The organism is Arsenophonus endosymbiont of Bemisia tabaci Q2 (genome assembly GCF_902713415.1).
Classification (GTDB): domain Bacteria; phylum Pseudomonadota; class Gammaproteobacteria; order Enterobacterales; family Enterobacteriaceae; genus Arsenophonus.
The window spans coordinates 1-4,236 of sequence record NZ_CACTIE010000068.1 but is presented as its reverse complement, the minus strand read 5'-3'; the positions used below and the strand labels follow the sequence as shown (position 1 = coordinate 4,236).

Below are 4,236 nucleotides of genomic sequence, written 5' to 3'. Positions count from 1 at the left end.
TCGATTTTTCGCTGACGCGTAGTCGATGCTTTTGGCTCTATTTGATTAATCCAACGCGATACAGATGCAGAGCCAATCCGAAATTGCTTCGCTGTTTCTTGGATACTCAACCCTTCTTCTTCCATCTTAAATATCACTTTACTTTTAAAATCAATTGAATAGCTCATATAAATAATGTCATCAAAATTAAGTCGCTTAGCTATAAAGCGAACGAAGTATTGAATGCGCTTTTGATAAAGCAGAATTAATTTTGGTCGATTTTAAACTGGACTGTGGTTTATTTAATGGTCAAGTTGTTTTGGGTGATGAATTTTCGCGAGATGGCAGTCGCTTCTGGGATAAAAAATCAAGTATAAATTAGATAAAGATCGTTTTCGCCAGAGTTTAGGAGGATTAATTGAAGCTTATGAAGAGGTTGCTAAGCGCATAGGTGTTTGCTTAGATTAAAAAAATTTTTTGTTAGCAAAAGATGTTGAGTAAAGATTGACTTAGAAAAACTTTATTTTATTATCATTAGTAATTATTAATTTACTTTTATTAAAGTATACCTAAGAGCAGCTTAAATATTAATTAGCTGCTCACACGGTTTTATTAAATTAAGTCGCTGAATAGACTATATAACTAAACGACTTAATTTTGATGACATTATTTATATGAGCTATTCAATTGATTTTAAACGTAAAGTAATATTTACGATTGAAGAAGAAGGGTTGAGTATCCGAGAAACAGCGAAGCAATTTCGGATTGGCTCTGCATCTGTATCGCGTTGGATTAATCAAATAGACCCAAAAGCATCGACTACGCGTCAGCGAAAAATCGATAAATCCGAGTTCATAAAAGATGTTGAAAATATCCAGATGCTTACCAAAAAGAGCGTACAGAGCGTTTTGTTTTATTGATGAAAGTGGTTTTTCACACGATACCCCGCGGACTCACGGCTATTCCCCGAAAAGTCAACGGTGTGTTGGTCTCAATAACTGGGGAGCTAAAGGAAGAAAAAATGTTATCGGCGCTTTATTGGGCACAACGCTGTTTGTTATCGGATTATTTGATATCAATATTAACAGCGATTTTTTCTATGCATGGGTCACCTAAGTCCTTATCCCAATACTTCCTAAAAACAGTGTAATCATGATGGATAATCCAAATTTTCACAAGAAACAGAGTATTCAAAAAGTCATCATCGATGGGGGGCATATGATAGAATATTTGCCTACCTATTCGCCAGATTTTAATCCAATTGAACATAAATGGGCACAAGCTAAATGCAAAAAAAGAGCGCTCGGATGTGACACAGATATTTTTTTCGCACTCAATATGGTGTAATCAAAATTAAGTCGCTTAGTTATACCTAATAAGCGAATACTCGGTAAAGTATTTTTTAGTGGCTCACTACGAAAATCAACAAAAACAACTGGCAAAAAAGCTTTTTCGAGTTGCATGACCAATTCACTATTTTTGCCTGGGCCGTGCCCGGATAGGCCAAAAATCGGAATATCAGGATTTAAGGTTAATACTTTTTCCGCACTAACATTTTCAGCACTGGTATTACCAATTAAAGGAATTTTGTCAATTTCTGGAAACTTGGCTTTGTAAACCGCATATGATTGTGGATCAAGTTTACGAAAATCACTTTGCCAGCCAACAATGCGCGCTAAAGGTTTATTTCCTTCCAGTAAAGCAATCGCATCAAATAAGCGTCCTTCTCGCAACAGAATGCGCGATTTACCTTCTCCGGTACCTGAACAGTGCGACCCGCTACATCAGTAACCGTTACTGACCATGCGGCAAACGATGTCATCAACGTTACACCAGCTAATAAACAGCCATTAACGCCCTTAGTGATAAAACTACACGCAAACTTCACTTGATTGCCTCTCGATTCAACTGATCCGATTTTCGAGTAACAATAAAGCAAATAATAATTATTATTAATACGATTATTGATCACGTTACTTTTTTTATTTATTCTTTGATCTAGGTAAAAATAATGCTCGGCACACCCATAAAATGCGTGTGACTGGATAGAAAATTGATAGGATTTTTGACAATTATTTGTTTAAATTTTCATCATATTCAGGGAAGTCCATCTGCCGATAATGAACAAAATGGGTTTTCTTGACGAGTTTATAACCAAACCATATAACCAGGAATAAAGGGATACCAATATAGTTGGCAATAACACTATACCAGTCAATCTTATCCGATAAAAATGCCTGATAATTTTGGCCTAATGTAATGACTAAACAGAGAACAAAAGCAAAAATAGGGCCAATAGGGAAAAAGCCTGAGCGATATGGTAACTTATTTAAATCATAGCCTTGCAACATATAACCTTTACGAAAACGATAATGGCTAATAGCAATCCCTAACCAGGCAATAAATCCGGTCATACCTGAAGTATTCAGTAACCATAAGTAAACAACCTGGTTGCCAAATATTGAACTTAAAAAAGAGAGTGCTGCCACGAGGGTAGTTGCAATCAAGGCATAGCGAGGAACCCCACCCAGTGATAAGCGTGAAAAGATTTTTGGTGCTTTTCCTTCTTTAGCCAAGGTAAATAGCATTCGGGTAGAAGCATACATCCCTGAATTGCCAGCGGATAATACTGCCGTTAAAATAACCGCGTTCATGACGGCAGCCGCGGATACTAATCCGGCGTTTTCAAAAACCAAGGTAAAAGGACTAACACTAATATCAGCTACCTCATTACGCAGCAAACGTGGATCCGTATATGGAATAATTAAACTGATCACCAATATAGCAAAAACATAAAATAACAAAATCCGCCAAAATATTTGGCGCACCGCTTTAGGAATATTTTTACCTGGATCTTTAGATTCACCAGCGGCAATACCAATTAATTCCGTACCTTGAAAAGAAAAACCGACGATCATAGCAACCCCAATGATTGCCGAAAAGCCGCCCACAAAAGGGGTTTCACCAATCTGCCAGTTATGCCAGCCAGCATTTTCTGCACCACGAAAAATGCCAATAATCATTAATATGCCAACCACAATAAAAATAATAACGGTAATGACTTTAATTAAAGAAAACCAATACTCTGCCTCGCCAAATCCTTTGACAGAAATATAATTAAGCATAAAAATGATAAACAGAAAAATCGCACTCCAAATCCAGCCATCAATCTCAGGAAACCAGTATCCCATCACTAATTGCGCTGCAACTAAGTCAACAGCAATAGTGACCGCCCAGTTATACCAATAATTCCAGCCAAGAGCGAAACCAAAGCCTTCATCAACGTATCGAGAACCATAAGTAGAAAAAGAGCCAGAAACGGGTAAATAAGTCGCAAGCTCGCCTAAACTAGTCATCAAAAAATAAATCATTAAACCAATAATAATATAAGAGAATAAAGCACCACCTGGTCCGGCTTGCGCTACCGTTGCGCCGGAAGCAACAAATAATCCGGTACCAATAGAACCGCCAATAGCTATCATCGTCAAATGACGTGCTTTTAGTTCTCGGCGCAATTTTGTTGTAGCGCCCTGTGATATATGTGTTGATTGTTCTGACATTAATGACCTTTTATTTAACATGGATCTTAACGTCAGTGATTGTAACAGACAGTGTTACTATAAATAAGCATCTATTTTCAGTTATAAGATACCTTCATAATTGACTAAAAATTATTAGTACTGCGCAGGATCTTGATATTAAAAACTTCAATGACAATATTCTAATAAAAGTAACAACGCCTTAGAAAAATGCTTATTTTGATCATGAATTAAATATAATGTACGTGAAAGTTCGAGTTTATCGATATTTAACGCAACCAATGAGCTATTTTTTAATTTCCCTTCAATCGTGAGTGAAGATAAACAGCTTATTCCCATTCTATTCATAACTGCATGCTTAATGGCTTCAGAATTATTAAATTCAATTAAAATATTACACTAAGTTAGTTTACTTAATAACAGTTGATCAACAATATTGAGGGTTCCTGAACCGCTTTCACTCAAAATCCAGCCCACATTTTCTAGCTCATATTGCTTTAATTGACGGCCTGCAAGTGGGTTATTTGGGGCACAAAATACTACCAGCTGATCTTTTTTCCATGGTATAGTGACTCAATTCTGATTCATAACAGCTGCCTTCAACTACTCCTAAGTCAACCTTGAATTTTTTTACCGCTTTAATCACTTCCGCAGTATTATTTATTAATAATTCAAAAGGAATAGTCGGATTATCATGACGATAATGTACCAGTTTACC

The 4,236-nt window shown here is 36.4% G+C and carries 5 protein-coding genes and 4 pseudogenes; 4 read left to right on the top strand and 5 right to left on the bottom strand.

Annotated features, from left to right (window positions below; genetic code table 11):
* Positions 1-167, bottom strand: a 167-nt coding sequence (locus ARSQ2_RS14675) for an IS630 transposase-related protein (RefSeq protein ID WP_420837733.1), incomplete at its 3' end; no start/stop codon positions are given.
* A gap of 21 nt (positions 168-188) precedes the next feature.
* Here ARSQ2_RS14675 and ARSQ2_RS03875 point away from each other — a divergent pair.
* The 3 genes and pseudogenes from ARSQ2_RS03875 to ARSQ2_RS14120 form a co-directional block, all read left to right on the top strand.
* A pseudogene (locus ARSQ2_RS03875) lies at positions 189-447 on the top strand (phosphoribosylaminoimidazolesuccinocarboxamide synthase); the annotation flags it as partial.
* A gap of 206 nt (positions 448-653) precedes the next feature.
* Entirely contained in the window at positions 654-899 is a 246-nt protein-coding gene (locus ARSQ2_RS03870; RefSeq protein WP_181994421.1) for an IS630 transposase-related protein, read from the top strand.
* Positions 841-1,326 (top strand): annotated as a pseudogene (locus tag ARSQ2_RS14120) (transposase). Before ARSQ2_RS03870 ends, ARSQ2_RS14120 begins: the two are co-directional and overlap by 59 nt.
* 23 nt (positions 1,327-1,349) lie before the next feature.
* On the opposite strand, the pseudogene ARSQ2_RS03860 reads toward ARSQ2_RS14120, so the two are convergent.
* A pseudogene (locus ARSQ2_RS03860) lies at positions 1,350-1,801 on the bottom strand (TroA family protein); the annotation flags it as partial.
* Between ARSQ2_RS03860 and ARSQ2_RS13595 the strand changes: the two are divergent.
* Positions 1,749-1,871 (top strand): hypothetical protein, encoded by a 123-nt coding sequence (locus ARSQ2_RS13595; RefSeq protein WP_255487324.1) that lies wholly within the window; start codon positions 1,749-1,751, stop codon positions 1,869-1,871. The pseudogene ARSQ2_RS03860 and the gene ARSQ2_RS13595 overlap by 53 nt on opposite strands.
* Before the next feature lie 180 nt (positions 1,872-2,051).
* Here ARSQ2_RS13595 and ARSQ2_RS03855 read toward each other — a convergent pair whose 3' ends face one another.
* The 3 genes and pseudogenes from ARSQ2_RS03855 to ARSQ2_RS03845 form a co-directional block, all read right to left on the bottom strand.
* Positions 2,052-3,539: an amino acid permease gene (locus ARSQ2_RS03855; RefSeq protein WP_181994420.1), complete on the bottom strand. Its 1,488-nt coding sequence runs from the start codon at positions 3,537-3,539 to the stop codon at positions 2,052-2,054.
* Between the two features lie 147 nt (positions 3,540-3,686).
* Entirely contained in the window at positions 3,687-3,905 is a 219-nt protein-coding gene (locus ARSQ2_RS14670) for a LysR substrate-binding domain-containing protein (RefSeq protein WP_420837732.1), read from the bottom strand.
* A gap of 133 nt (positions 3,906-4,038) precedes the next feature.
* Positions 4,039-4,236: pseudogene (locus ARSQ2_RS03845) on the bottom strand (hypothetical protein); the annotation flags it as partial.